The following is an 11,929-nucleotide window of genomic DNA, read 5'->3' as shown; positions in this document are numbered from 1 at the left end:
CTGTGGAATGGGGGTAAAATTGCAAATTAAATCAATCTTGAGCTGTTTCTCAGTCAAGACACACGACAACACCGGCAAGTACGATGTCACCAATCAAACCCGTGCACTACACCCTACTCGACAGAGACCGCCTGTTTTTAGAGTTTGAAGTTTTAAACGAGGGCAAAAACCTACGCTTTTAAGTTCTCAATGATCGTCTACTGCCACACTATCTGCACCTTAATGGAGTGGGTGAAAACCGCTTATTGGCGTGAATTATAGAGCGTAAATCCATAAATCCGCTGTTACTCTATACTTAAAAAAAATAGTTTTGTGTGGTCCACACCAACAGCGCACCTTTATGCGTGGGCTCGTGTCAATCTCTACGAAACCCCTTTAACCCCGTTGACATGCCCAAGAAATATTTGTGCAAGAGTGCCAAGAGCATTGAAGCGAGTCAAGGGGGTGTGGAGTGGATGAACCGTAGGGGGCAACTTATGCGAACACTATATGCCGCAAGTGGCTAAGGCTTTGGACTTAGATTGTGTGGCCTATGCGTTAGAGCAACTAATGAAGAAAGGTTTGGTGCCTGTGGGCTCTTTACAAGCCAAGAAGTGTGGTTTTTAGCCATTTGTGAGTATTTGCTCGCAAGTCTGTAAACAAGGCTTTATCTATGCACAAGCACAAGAGAGCGTAGAGAAGGTGATGGGTAAGCAGACCCTAAGTGATTTGATGCTCTTTGATGCCATTACTGGCAATGTGGATCGGTATTTGGGCAATTTTGGAATATTGATAGATAATGACACAAACGAGATCATTAAACCCGCCCCCATTTTTGATAATGGGCGCGCACTCATCAGTTTCATTCAAGGGAGGTAGAGTTCCTAATCATCCATCATTTCAAGCTCAAACGCAAGTATCCCTTTTTTAAAGTTATTTTAATCACCGCCTTGACAAGCTCGTTCAAAGGCACGCCACGCCCAAGAGTTTAGAACTTCTAGACAAGCTTGAAAATTGTAGCTTCAGACCCCATCTTAAACATAGCCTTTCCGCAAGTTTTCTTGCCACTTTAAGCCAAGTCATTTGCCAAAGAGCAAGGCCCCCGCCAAGAAAGTGGTGGCGCAAGCATTGCAAAGCAAATAAAGCCAGCTAAAATAAGAACTATTTAGTCTAACTTATCTAGTTTATTAGACAGATTTTGTCTCATCTACTCTTTTTTGCACTTTAAATGCTATTCTAGGGCTTCTTGGATGAAGGTGCTTTTATTCTCATTAAAACGCCGAACTCTTTAAGGTAGGCTTCTAGTTTCGCCATCGTGGCTTGGGATAAAAACAAAGTGTAGTATTTCTTGGTGTCCTTGTCTAGTTCGTTGGTGAATTCGGAATCTAGGGCTTCTAGTTCGTTTGCTCCCATATTAGTGTCTCTCTTGGTGTTTTTAAATTGCATGGTTATTCTCCTTAATATGGGTGGAGAAATGGGTGCTAAACTCGTGAAAAAATTGTTTCCACTCGGTCTTAGCTTTAGGGTCGTTGTACTCCATCACTCCTAAGTCCTCGGCGATGCTGTGCTTAAAGGCGATGCGCTCGCACAGACTGCTGTCTAACAAAAAAACCGATCATTGGTGTTGCGTTGTTTGATAAACTCTACCAACGCCTGCCGTTCCTTGGGGATGGAGATGGCATGCGGTTGATGAGGATGAGGACTTTTAGCTTCTCGTTGAGGGCTTGGAGGTTTTCAATGTGCTCAAATATTTCAAGCAAGACGGCGGTGCCTAGCTGGCTTGGAGTGGTGGGGATAAGCACGATGTCGCTGAGTAAACCATCCGTAGGCTCTCTTTGGAATGCTCACTCTTGGTATCTATAACAAGGTGTCATATTTATCTATCATTTGTTTGAGTGTATCGGTAATGTTGCCCGTTTTGTTGAAAAGAGGGAAAGTGGACAGGTCGGTTTTTCCCCGAATATTGACAAGGACTTCCACACTTTGTTGGGGGTTGATGTCTAGCACCACAATGTCTTTTTGCTCTTTTGTGTAAAATACTTTAAAATATAAAGCTTTAAGATCCTGCAAAACATTTTGCAAGACTTTAAAATACAACGCATACAGTACCGTATTCTAAAATACCTTACAATATCATACAATGTAACAAAATATAAATCTTACAAATCGTGCTTATAGGTTTGGAAGTGTGGTGCCAATGCACAGCTTAACACCATATTACAAAATACCATACAATGCTCCATACAATGCTACACAACACCACACCATGAATTATTTTATGTCTATTTGTATTTACTAAGGTATTCATTCCCACAAGGACACTAAAAACGGTGTTAGGGGGTTGGTTAGCCTTTTGTGGTTATAATGCGCCTTCATCAACCACAAAGGACCCCCATGAACGATAGCATCACATGCCCACATTGCCAACACACTTTTAGTGTGGGCGAAATTCTATCTAAACAAGTCGCCCAGGAGCTAGAGTACCAAATGGCGCAAGAGAAAGAGAATTTTGCGCAAGAAGTTGCCCAAAAACGGCAAGAATACACCCAAGCCTTTAGACAACTAGAATCCCAAAAGCAGGCTATCCAAGAGCAGATACAACAAGAGCAAGCCCGCTTAAGCACACAAATGGCTAAAAACCAACAAGAAACCCAAGAAACCCTGAGGCAATTAGAGTTGCAAAAACAGACCATGCAAGCGCAAGTGCAACATGGCATCGCACAAGCCCTTGAGAAAGAGCGCGCCCAAATGCAAGAGCAGATACAACAAGAGCAAGCCCGCCTGCAAGTCCAAAACGCCATACAATTACAAGCCCAACAAGAAATGATGGAAAAGACATTAAGGCTCAAGCTTCAAGAGGAAAATGAACTCCCATTAAAAGAGGCAAAAAAGCAAATTGAAGATTTGCAAAAAGCCGTGCAAGAACTCACGAAAAAAGCACAACCTACGATTTCGCAACAACTACAGGGCGAAGTCCAAGAATTGGCGATTGAAGAGCATTTGCGCCTTAAATTCCCCCTAGATGGCATCCAAGAGGTCCCCAAAGGCGCAAAGGGGGCGGATTGTTTGCAAATCGTGCGGGATGAGAGGGGGCAAGATTGCGGTGTGATCTGCTATGAAAGCAAACGCGCCCAACACTTCAAAGAGGAGTGGATTGACAAACTCACGCAGAATAAACGGGAATGTGGGGCGCATTTGGGGGTGCTTGTTACGCAGGCTCTGCCTAAGGGCATAGAGCGCATGGGGCTTTATAAGGGTGTGTATGTTTGCACTTTTCAAGAATTTAAGGGGCTTTGCGGGATTTTAAGGGAGATGGTCTTAAGTGTCGCCCTAGCACAAAGAAGCCAAGACAACAAGAGTGACAAGGTCCGCGAACTCTATAATTATTTAGTGGGGGTGGAGTTTGCAAGGGAGGTGAGCGATGCCATTGCACTTTTTCAAGCCATGCAACATAGCCTTAATGAAGAGAAAAAGGCCGCCAAAAACTACATGAGTAAGCTTGAAAAGCAATGGGCAAAGAGGGAGAAACAAATAGAGGGCTTGCATTTCATTGTGGCGCGTACGCGTGGCTGCATTGAGGGCATTGCAGGCAATGCCATCGCCCCCTTGAAGGTTTTAGAGTTGGGCGCAGATGATGACGACACGGAAGTAATGGACGCTTAAGCTCATGTGTTTGTGGGGCTAGGGGCCTTTTCTTTTTGTCCCCTGTTTTGCCATGGCAAAACTATAGATGGTGCGCTATTTGAGTTTGGTGTGTTGGTATGCCTCTAGTGCTGTGTGCGTTGTTTTGATTGCACCATGATGCCCTTTAACTCTTTTCTTTTTCTCTGCACTCTGTTTAACCCCCCAGCTATAGCCCAAGTCAAAAAGCTAGGGGATTTTGGGATTAACAGGCTTGCCTATCTTAAGTGGACATTATCATCCTACTCCAAGAGTAAGTCCGCTCTTTCTAAAATGATTTGTTTCAACCTTATTTTCACCTGATCCACAAGGACTTTTCTCATGTATTTGGGACACCACACAATGTGGTGTTTGCAAGAGGGATTTAACGCAGAGCGTTAGACAATGTTATTGTTGCTTTTGTATTGGATGGAGGCTTTCATACAATGCATTGCATACAATAATCATAACAATGTTTAAAATCATTGTCTGTTGCTATGCTCTTGCAGAGTATATGCCTAACGCAAGCTAGGGGGTTTTTGGGGGTAAAGAGGTGTTAATGCTTTCTCGCGCAAATTTAAAGTACACATTTTCATACAATTTGGAACTACATACGAGGGTGTGTTTGTTCAACAGATACTCCAAAACGCACCGGTAAAATCTGTGTGTTCTGTGTAGCATTTATCCAAAGCTCTAAAGCGGGGGACATGCTTTAAGAGATAGGTGGATTTAGCATGTAAAAGGATATAGGCCGGCCGCCCAATGCTCCCTAAGACCTTGTAGAGAGTGCATAAATACATCTGATCCAAATCCCAAAACAGCACGCTGGCCGGGGGCACGCCTTGTAAGGTGTACTAAGTGTTGCCAAGAAACGATCTTCCTTTACTCTCATGGATGTTTTGTCGTTGTCCTTGCAAGACAAGATGAACAAAACCCCATACCCGCTCACCTTAGTCCTTTCGGCGTGCGCACATTAGATGTACATGTCTACAGAGACCTTTTATCTCACAAATTCCCAAACTTGTCCTCAAAGCCTTTCAAACCAAAGGGCAGATGGCAAGACAATGTATGGTCTAAAAAGTTTCTTTTTCATATTGCATTCCTTAATGATGTGTGTTGGTTTGAATTTGCTTACTCAGTATTGAAACAAATACCTTTTTAAAACCCTTAGCACCTTCACCATTGCCAAAGTGTCGAGCTTGCAATACTCCAAAAGGGCTTTTTTGGTCCGTTCTTGCTGTTTTTGTGGTATTTGGGGCATTTTATCATAAGAAGTAGCAGTGTCTGCACCATCATGGATCAAATCCAATTTGGCATAGGCATCTTGAAAGGTGGGTACCAAGGCAGGTAGGACTTTTTTAATGGAAAACCTACCATGCATTTTTGTGGCAATGTCCTTTAATCTCAAAGGGGCGGCCAAAAACCCCATCCCAAGCGTTTTAGACTACCAGAGCATAAAACAAGCTCTAAGCACCGAAAGGTACGAGGAGCTGGTTAAGGTTTACCGCTATTTCTTGCGTTTTGACGCGCAGGTGAGTAGCGAGGTGTTTAAACGGCGTTTATTAGTCAGCCGTTTACCCTTAGTGCTTGAATGTGAAGATGAAAGAGCCCAAAGCGCCTTTAAAGAAATCCAAAACAAGGGCTTTACCACTTTTCTTTATGACTGCACCAGCGCGCTTTTCTTTGGCTGTGCCTACTTTGTCAAAACCCTAAAAGACGGGGTTTTTAACTTTCAATTAATCCCCCACAATTACATATATTGCGAAAATAACCTCCCCTTTGTCTATTGCAACGGCACTAGAGTATACTTAGAAGAACAACCCGATGTTCTGAGCGTGTGCCCCTTAAGTGTGTATGAAAGTGTGGGCTATCGTGTTATCAGCATTGTGGCCCTAAAATATTTGGCCATGTCTAAATACATGACCTATTTAGAAAATTTGAGCATTCCCCCCCTAATTGCCAAAAGCCCGGACATTGATGAAAGGGGCTTAGAGCGGCTTTTAGACAATTTAGAAGAATTGCGCGCCGCCTCTGTGGGCGTGTTTGGCGCGGATGACCAGCTAGACTTATTAAGCGGCAATGTGGACAAGGACGCGTTTTTAAATTTCATCCGTTACTGCGATGAAAACATCAGCAAGGCCATTAACGGGCAAGTGTTAGCCGGAAACGCCGTGGAAAAAGGCACACAGGCTTTAGGCACGGTGCATGAAAACATCAGTAAGGCTTTTTTAGAATTTGACGCGCGCTTTTTAACGCCTGTGCTCAACACCGCTTTAAAGGCGCAATTTAGTCTTTACTTCAAGCAAGTACCCCCCTTTAGTTTGAGCTTAGATACAAATACAGAAATTGACGAGGCAAGGCAGGTGCAGGTGTATAAAACCCTGTATGACATGGGGGTTGAAGTGGATTTAAAGACCCTTGAAGAGACCTTTAAAGTGCCTTTAAGCCGCATTAACGGGGGGTTAAACCAAAGCCCAAATGCTGCCAAAACCACCCCCTTAAGCATTGATGATAAGGAAATAGAAGAGCTGTTAGATCAGGTCGCCAAAGGCCTTTAATGCCCTTCTTAGAAGCGATCGCGAGCATTCAGGCAAGGGAGCCTAAACTAATATCTAACCCCGCTAAATTCAAGTTTAACGAGTATTTAAGGGCGTTTAGCATTAGCGGGGTGGGCAAGATTGATACTTTAATAGCGTATCAGAGTGCACTTGAAACCGCCTTAGCCAAAGGCCAAACCTTTAACCAGTTTCAAAAAGCTAACCCAGACCTCTTAGCAAATATCCACAAAAAACAGCAAGAGCGCATTTTTAGATACAACGCCATTTACGCAAACACTAGGGGCAAAATGTTGCGCTATGAAAACGCCCCGCCCATCACTGATTCAAGCGATGGGGACGGCTGGTATTACATTTACTACAGCCGGCACGATAGCCGCGCAAGGCACTTAGAATTCGACGGCGTGTGCCTGCCTAGAAAACATGAATTTTGGCACACCCACACCCCGCCGTTAGATTGGGGGTGTAGGTGTGAGCTGCAAATGTTTAGCGAAAGGCAAATTAAGGCTAAAGGCATTGCCGTTACCACCACCCCGCCTAAAGATCGCTTTCAAGAAGCGGGGGGCTTTGAGCCCGATACTTCTAAGTTTTTACACAACTTTTTTAGCGAAAAACTGCAAAGATACGCAAACAATGCTAAGGCCACAGGGCTTTTAAAAGCGGTGTTAAACTCTATTGAGCAAAAGAAGCAAAGGTTTTTAAGTCTAGTGCAATTGAACCCCGATCAGGTCATGGACTTTGCCACGCTGCCCCCTGTGGTGGTCAAGGCGGTTGAAGCACCCGCGGATCAAGTCGTGTTAAGCGGGGCAACTTTACAAAAGCACCTAGACAAACACCCCGAAACCGATCTATTTGATTATTACTTAGTGCAAGATATTCTAGAGCAGCCTTTAGCGGTGTTTAAAGACCTAAAAGACCCCACAATTATTTTAATTGGGGTGAAGTTTGGGCGGTGGTATCGCTTGAGTGTGGGGGTGCATGAAACTTTAAACGGATTTGCGAGTTTGTTGCACAGCTCTAACGGGAAGAAGATCATGAAGCAATTAGCAAGAAATCCCCTACTTTATAAAAGCCCTGAGTTTGCATGGGGTGGTCCGGCACAGCCCTAGAAATTACTAACTTTAAGTTAGACGGGCAGGACCCCGCACCTTTGGTTATTCTAGTTGTGCCTAAAAGGCTTGTTTGACTTAAGGGAGGGTAGCCCCCAACCAAATACCCCATGCTTGAATTAGGGGGCGCGCTTACTCCTGGCACAGCCGTGGTCGCTTACTCCCATGTCTGTTTTAGCATATTTTGGGCGCTTTGCTGTTGCAAAATACAGGCGCGGATATTTTCTAAGATAGCTTTTAGTTTAGGGTCTTTAAAGGGGTTTTCAAACTCCCCCTTAGCGCGCTCTTGGTAGTGAAATTTAACCGCCTTTGGCTTAAAGCTTTGGCTAACCATTCTAGGGAGAAGGGCTTTTACTGCTGTGGGTTTGGTGGGAATGCTGAGCTTTTGCGCGGCGTTTAAGAGCAGTGGAATTAGGCGCGCGCTTTGTCCATTGAAGTAATTTAGCGCGCTGGGGTGCTTGAAGGCAAGTAAAAGCGTGCGATCTTTAAGGGCAATGGAGCCTAAACCCATTTGCACACCTACAGGCAAAGCGTTTTTAAGCTGATCCAGCTGTAGGCGCATTCTTAATGGAGCCATTTCCGGCATTTGCAAGAGCTGGGTAAAAATGCCTTGTGTGTCTTTCATCTATTGCAGTAAATTTAACTTAAAATTAGATATTAGGATTTCTTGCGTGGTTTTTTGCCCCGCGTTGATTTTCATAGCATAGGTGGTTTGCACGGGAGTTATATACGCAAACGAGTATAACTCCCGCACCGCCTCGCAATCATTATAACTTAAGAGAAACCGCCCCCTAAGCTCTTTAAGCGCGGGGCTAAGTCTAGTGTGCAGCTGATCACAAATAGATACGCCAAAGTGTTTGGCATACTGATCTTCGCTGCCCACATAGGGTGGGTCGATATAAAAAAGGCTGTCTGGCAAGTCGTATTTTTGGATACACTCTACCCCATCCATATTCTCAATCATCACCCCTTTAAGGCGGCGCGCAAAGTCTGTAAAGTCTAGGTTTTTAATGTATTGTATGGTTTGCAAAGCACGCGTATTTATAGTTGCCCCCCGCCCACCGATAAAGCCTGTAGTCGTGCCCCTGTAGCTTAGGCGGATTCTTAAAAACCACCTCGCCGCGCGCTCGATCTTGTTGCTCGTGGGCTCTTTTAAGTCGTTTTCAAACCACTCCCTATTAATAGGGTGGGCGTGGATATATTCTAAAAGCGTTTGCGGGTGGTGTTTCACACAGCGGTAAAAGTTAATCAGATCGCCGTTAATGTCGTTGATCACTTCTAAGGGGCTTTTAGACTTTTTAAAAAATATGCTAGCTCCCCCACAAAAAGGCTCGCAATAAAGTTTATACTTCAAGGGCAAATAGGCCTTAATGGTGTTTGCTAGATAATGTTTACCGCCAATCCAGCTTAGTAACTTTTTGGTCTTGTTTTTGGCTGGTTTCGTTAAATCCAAAGCTAACCTTTATGTGATGTATGGTGTGGGATTTTAGTACAGACTTCTTTAAGTATCATGCCCCCTATGAACACCCTTATCCTACTAAACGAAATTAAAAACGCTGTGGAAGATGAAATAAGGCAAAGCTTTACACAGCAAAGAGACCCCGTAACCTTAAAGAAGTGGAAACCGCTTAAGGGCACCACTCTTATTACGCGCCGCTACCCCTATAAACCTATCTTAGAGCAAAGCGGGCTTTTAAGGAGCTCTTGCAGGGTGGATATTGTCGGCCAAAGTGTGCAAGCGCGGGTTAACTTGCCTTATGCAGCGGTCCACCAATTTGGCAGCCCTAAAAAGAACATCCCCCAAAGGCGTTACCTACCCTTTGATGATACGGGCAAACCCGCACCTAATTTACATAGAGAAATTGAAGCCTTGTTAGAGCCTAACGCCCTTGGAGGGCAAGAAATTTTAAAGCAGGTGGCAACTATGGTGTTAAAGCGGGGGTAAGTTTTTGCCCTTAGCCCCGGCTTCTCGCCGCTCCTTTTCGCGCTTTTTGTCGTCCTGATCTAAAAGCCAAAGAAAGTAAAGCACAGGCCCGCCGATTGCAGTTAACCCAAATACAAAAAATAGAACTTCACCCATCGTTTAACCCTTCTATTTGATTTAGGCACGCAAAAGCTTTTTTGAGCAAAAAAGACAAGATAAGCGCAAGGACAAACACCCCGCACGCAACCAGCATCAGACGTAACAAACTTAACTTATCATAGTGGATGAACCCATAAGCCACACTGCTTAAAATGGCGGATACAAACACCACAATCAGCAACTTTAATAAATCAAACTCCAATTTTAACCGCTCTTTAGTGCCCATCAACACATGATATAAAAGGGGGCTAAAATTTGGCTTATTTGGCTGACTTGTTAAAAAAGGGGGGGAGTGCACTTATCTTATAGCGTTTACTTGCCGTTTAGGCGCGTTTATTTCTGCAAGTTTAGGGTTAGGCTGTATAGTTGAGTCTATTTAAACAAAAGGAGCCGTTTAAAAGCCGTTTAAACGCGTTTTATTTTTGGGCTTTAAAAACGGCCTTAATGATCACATCTGCCTGCGCGCTCAAAAACTCTACCACCGCACGGTTATCCTGCTCTAAAGCTAGCTCGGCAACTGCCTTGATCACCCGCATGGCGTTTTCGTATTGTTGCTCCTTGCTCTTAAGCTCGTCCGTGTTTCTAGGCTGTTTAAGCTGAAAATAAAGTTTGGTGTATTTGGCCAGCTCGTGTAAAGATAGCTCGGGGGTGTGTAAAAGCTGTGCTTCGAATCCGTCGATGAGCCACCCCACAAAATAGGCCTCGCTCATGGCGATGTTTTGCGTGTTGCGCCTATTGAGCAGCAACAGCGTATCCCAGTCGTCGCCTTCTTTGGCCGCGTTTTTGCGGTAGGTGTTGATGGTGCTTTTAGAAATGCCTAGGGTTTGGCAGATATAGTCGTAGCTCTTGCCCTGCAAATATAGAGTGCGGATATTCTCGGCTAGAATTAAATTATTGCGGTTGCCAAGGATATTAAAACTCTTTGCCATCCATACTCCTTTAAGGTTAGTTTAACACGGCTTTAAGGCGGGGTTTTGTTTTTGTGAATTAAGCGCGATCGTTTAAAACCCCTTCAATCACCGCGCAAAAGCCTTTAAACAAGTCGAATAAAAACCAGTGGTCATAGCGGTGGTCCTTAGCAAAGTCTTTAGTAAGCAGGTAATCTAAATGCATATGCACTGCACCGCTAAAGCCGTCCATTTCTAAACGGGTCGCTAAGTTAAAACCTCTTAAGATTTCTAAGATTTCTAAATCTGTTGTTTGTGTAGGGGCCAAGAGCTTGACCCCGCTTAATAATAAAGCTTGCTCTTTAATTAAGGCTTCAAGGGTGCTTTTTTTTGGCTAAAGGCGGCCTTTAAAGATTCATCCACAAAGTTTAAAAACTCAATGGTTTTACCATTTTCTTTTAGATTTTCTAAAAACTCCGCTTCTTTGCCCGCGTCCTTGTGGCTTAAACAAACTAGGTTTTCTAAGATAACTTGATAGTGGTAGTTGATCAGCTGGGCTAAGCCTAAAGGGTTATCTGCCTTTTGCGAAAACTCTAAGCCCCTTTGCTCTTGCAGGTCGCTTTTAGCGTAAAAGCGGAAATCACATTTAAGCCCGCCTAAATCCGCGCTAAACTCCATGTAATTGCGATCTAATTTAAAAACTTGAGTCATGCAAGTCCTTTAAAGTGTGTATTCTGTGTAATCTGTGTTGATCACAAACTCCCTAAAGCCCTTAAGGTATGTGCAAATTTGCTCATCCGTAGGCTTTTGCTCGCCAAAGAGATCGTTAAATTCTGCGGGCAGAGTGTAGTTGTCCACAATAGGCGGCGCGTTTTTAATCGTATTTTGAAAATAACAAGCCACGCTTAAAGGCAGGCTAGCAACGCCGTCATTGTGGGCGTAATAGTCTTTGAGCAGGGCGGCGCTCTTGCTTGGGCCAAGCTTCTCTGCCAAAATCAAAACCAAATCAGCATTAAGGCTTAAATCACCCGTGGGCGTTTGTGGGGGGTTGCTCTCATTAGCGCAGTTTAGAAGCTGCAGAGCGAAAACTTTAGCTAAGTCCAGTCTACTTACAGGGTGCGCGCTGACAAACTGCATAAAGGGGGGGTCTAGCCGCTCTTTTAAATGGTTAAAGGAGTCTAGTTTGTCTTGTGTATCTACACCTTGTGCAGGGGGGTGGGCTAGCGTGTCAAGGTCGGCCTTGTGCAGGCTGAATAAATGCGCCATATAGGCAAACACGCTATTAAAGATAGGGTGCGGGGTGTAGTTGTAGGGACGTGCAAAGCCCGGCTTGTTTTGGCTGTTAGAATAATCGTAACAGGTGGCTAAAGCTTGCAGGATAGGGGAAAATAGATCGCTTAGCGAAAGTGCTTGGCCCTGTGGACTTTGGGGCACAGAATCGGGCAGGGCGCAATAAACTAAGGCGGTAGCGGTGCTCCTATCCAGCGCGCTAAAATAGCTCCTTACATTGTCATCTTTAAAGTCTAGTGGCGCGCTCGCACTGCACTCCACAAAGTTAGGGGCGTTGAACAAAGCAAACACCCGATCCATCATCACACTAACGGCCGCTTTACGCGCGCTTAATTGTTTATAAACTTGGGCTTTATCCATGTTTTC

The 11,929-nt window shown here is 44.4% G+C and carries 15 protein-coding genes and 2 pseudogenes; 5 read left to right on the top strand and 12 right to left on the bottom strand.

What is annotated here, in order from left to right:
- Positions 1–612: 612 nt before the first annotated feature.
- Positions 613–858 carry a hypothetical protein gene (locus AOG36_RS04225; RefSeq protein WP_015106631.1) on the top strand — a complete coding sequence of 82 codons (246 nt, stop codon included), beginning with the start codon at positions 613–615 and terminating at the stop codon, positions 856–858.
- A 357-nt stretch (positions 859–1,215) separates the two neighbouring features.
- On the opposite strand, the gene AOG36_RS04220 is transcribed toward AOG36_RS04225, so the two are convergent.
- Positions 1,216–1,425, bottom strand: a complete 210-nt coding sequence (locus AOG36_RS04220; RefSeq protein WP_015106630.1) for a hypothetical protein — start codon at positions 1,423–1,425, stop codon at positions 1,216–1,218.
- Positions 1,415–2,061 (bottom strand): annotated as a pseudogene (locus AOG36_RS04215) (ParA family protein). The gene AOG36_RS04220 and the pseudogene AOG36_RS04215 overlap by 11 nt, the downstream one beginning before the upstream one ends.
- Before the next feature lie 312 nt (positions 2,062–2,373).
- On the opposite strand from AOG36_RS04215, the gene AOG36_RS04210 reads away from it, so the two are divergent.
- Positions 2,374–3,642: a DUF2130 domain-containing protein gene (locus tag AOG36_RS04210; protein ID WP_015106626.1), complete on the top strand. Its 1,269-nt coding sequence runs from the start codon at positions 2,374–2,376 to the stop codon at positions 3,640–3,642.
- A 278-nt stretch (positions 3,643–3,920) separates the two neighbouring features.
- Here AOG36_RS04210 and AOG36_RS08235 read toward each other — a convergent pair.
- The 3 genes and pseudogenes from AOG36_RS08235 to AOG36_RS04200 all read right to left on the bottom strand — a co-directional run.
- A pseudogene (locus AOG36_RS08235) lies at positions 3,921–4,082 on the bottom strand (transposase); the annotation flags it as partial.
- A gap of 186 nt (positions 4,083–4,268) precedes the next feature.
- Entirely contained in the window at positions 4,269–4,478 is a 210-nt protein-coding gene (locus tag AOG36_RS04205; RefSeq protein ID WP_015106624.1) for a hypothetical protein, read from the bottom strand.
- 296 nt (positions 4,479–4,774) lie between these two features.
- Positions 4,775–5,020 carry a hypothetical protein gene (locus tag AOG36_RS04200; protein ID WP_015106623.1) on the bottom strand — a complete coding sequence of 82 codons (246 nt, stop codon included), beginning with the start codon at positions 5,018–5,020 and terminating at the stop codon, positions 4,775–4,777.
- On the opposite strand from AOG36_RS04200, the gene AOG36_RS04195 reads away from it, so the two are divergent.
- On the top strand, positions 5,001–6,197 hold the full coding sequence (locus tag AOG36_RS04195; protein ID WP_015106622.1) for a phage portal protein family protein: 1,197 nt from the start codon (positions 5,001–5,003) through the stop codon (positions 6,195–6,197). The genes AOG36_RS04200 and AOG36_RS04195 overlap by 20 nt on opposite strands.
- Positions 6,197–7,303, top strand: coding sequence for a phage head morphogenesis protein (locus AOG36_RS04190; protein WP_015106621.1), 1,107 nt, complete (start codon positions 6,197–6,199; stop codon positions 7,301–7,303). The genes AOG36_RS04195 and AOG36_RS04190 overlap by 1 nt, the downstream gene beginning before the upstream one ends.
- 157 nt (positions 7,304–7,460) lie before the next feature.
- On the opposite strand, the gene AOG36_RS04185 is transcribed toward AOG36_RS04190, so the two are convergent.
- Together AOG36_RS04185 and AOG36_RS04180 are read right to left on the bottom strand one after the other, a co-directional pair.
- Positions 7,461–7,865 carry a hypothetical protein gene (locus tag AOG36_RS04185; protein ID WP_015106620.1) on the bottom strand — a complete coding sequence of 135 codons (405 nt, stop codon included), beginning with the start codon at positions 7,863–7,865 and terminating at the stop codon, positions 7,461–7,463.
- A 63-nt stretch (positions 7,866–7,928) separates the two neighbouring features.
- Entirely contained in the window at positions 7,929–8,756 is an 828-nt protein-coding gene (locus tag AOG36_RS04180) for a DNA adenine methylase (RefSeq protein ID WP_015106619.1), read from the bottom strand.
- A 66-nt stretch (positions 8,757–8,822) separates the two neighbouring features.
- On the opposite strand from AOG36_RS04180, the gene AOG36_RS04175 reads away from it, so the two are divergent.
- The gene (locus tag AOG36_RS04175; RefSeq protein WP_015106618.1) at positions 8,823–9,248 is read left to right on the top strand and encodes a phage virion morphogenesis family protein; all 426 of its coding nucleotides are present in this window, start codon (positions 8,823–8,825) and stop codon (positions 9,246–9,248) included.
- 127 nt (positions 9,249–9,375) lie between these two features.
- Here AOG36_RS04175 and AOG36_RS09000 read toward each other — a convergent pair whose 3' ends face one another.
- The 5 genes from AOG36_RS09000 to AOG36_RS04150 all read right to left on the bottom strand — a co-directional run bounded on the left by AOG36_RS09000 (position 9,376) and on the right by AOG36_RS04150 (position 11,923).
- Complete coding sequence (locus AOG36_RS09000) at positions 9,376–9,588, bottom strand: hypothetical protein (protein WP_156294633.1); 213 nt, start codon at positions 9,586–9,588, stop codon at positions 9,376–9,378.
- A gap of 214 nt (positions 9,589–9,802) precedes the next feature.
- Positions 9,803–10,315 (bottom strand): DUF1804 family protein, encoded by a 513-nt coding sequence (locus tag AOG36_RS04165; protein WP_015106615.1) that lies wholly within the window; start codon positions 10,313–10,315, stop codon positions 9,803–9,805.
- Between the two features lie 58 nt (positions 10,316–10,373).
- Complete coding sequence (locus AOG36_RS04160) at positions 10,374–10,601, bottom strand: hypothetical protein (protein ID WP_015106614.1); 228 nt, start codon at positions 10,599–10,601, stop codon at positions 10,374–10,376.
- 38 nt (positions 10,602–10,639) lie between these two features.
- Positions 10,640–10,984: a hypothetical protein gene (locus AOG36_RS04155; RefSeq protein WP_015106613.1), complete on the bottom strand. Its 345-nt coding sequence runs from the start codon at positions 10,982–10,984 to the stop codon at positions 10,640–10,642.
- A 9-nt stretch (positions 10,985–10,993) separates the two neighbouring features.
- Positions 10,994–11,923 carry a hypothetical protein gene (locus AOG36_RS04150; RefSeq protein ID WP_015106612.1) on the bottom strand — a complete coding sequence of 310 codons (930 nt, stop codon included), beginning with the start codon at positions 11,921–11,923 and terminating at the stop codon, positions 10,994–10,996.
- Between the last annotated feature and the right edge of the window lie 6 nt (positions 11,924–11,929).

Origin of the sequence: Helicobacter heilmannii, assembly GCF_001283065.1 — a bacterium.
GTDB classification, from domain to species: domain Bacteria; phylum Campylobacterota; class Campylobacteria; order Campylobacterales; family Helicobacteraceae; genus Helicobacter; species Helicobacter heilmannii.
Note: the sequence above shows the minus strand (reverse complement) of the source record. Positions and strands in the feature narration are given on the sequence as shown.